This window comes from Dysosmobacter sp. HCP28S3_G4 (genome assembly GCF_052065175.1).
Lineage (GTDB): Bacteria > Bacillota > Clostridia > Oscillospirales > Oscillospiraceae > Oscillibacter.
Genome location: NZ_JBQHUP010000114.1, coordinates 1 through 672, shown reverse-complemented (window position 1 = coordinate 672; position 672 = coordinate 1). Strand labels below are relative to the sequence as shown.

Annotated in this window: 1 protein-coding gene; it reads right to left on the bottom strand. The window is 55.2% G+C overall.

Annotated elements, in window-relative coordinates:
* The coding region (locus ACTNBU_RS12690) for an IS256 family transposase (protein WP_441034458.1) at positions 1-604 on the bottom strand (604 nt) is incomplete at its 3' end.
* Between the last annotated feature and the right edge of the window lie 68 nt (positions 605-672).

Here is a 672-nt window from a genome sequence, read left to right as displayed (position 1 = left end):
CCTTCCTTCCATCCATGGTGACACCCAGCACCACATAGGCTGCTTTGGTCACGTACCGCCGGTCCTCCCGCACTTTGTAGTGAATGGCATCCATAAACACAAACGGATACACCGGCTCCAGAGGACGATTCTGCCAGGCTGTGACTTCCGGCATGATCTTTTCGCTGATCTTCGTTACCAGCTCCGGAGAGATCTCCACGCCGTACAGTTCCTTGATCTGCTCAGCGATATCCCGCTGGCTCATGCCGCAGGCGTACAGCGCCAGAATCTTATCCTCCATCCCGTCCGCATTCCGGTCATACTTGCCGATGATCTTGGGCTCGAAGGAGCCGTTCCGGTCCCGGGGAACCTTGATGTCCACCTCGCCCAGCTGGGTCTTAACGGTCTTCTTCGTGTAGCCGTTGCGGTAGTTTCTGGGGGTTCCCTCCGGCGCGTCCGAGCGCTCACAGCGCTCACGGCCTAGCTCCTCGTCCATCTCCACTTCCATGACGGTCTGGATGACGTCCCGGAACATTTCCTTCATGGCCTCCATGATCTCCGTCGTGCTGGTGAAGTGCTGGTTCTGAACGTATTCCTTCAACAAATCCTGTGGTACTGGCTGCATAATCTTCGTCTCCTTCGTCTTGAATGTTTGATCTCATTCTTGACTCAGTCGAAGATTTTCATACTGTC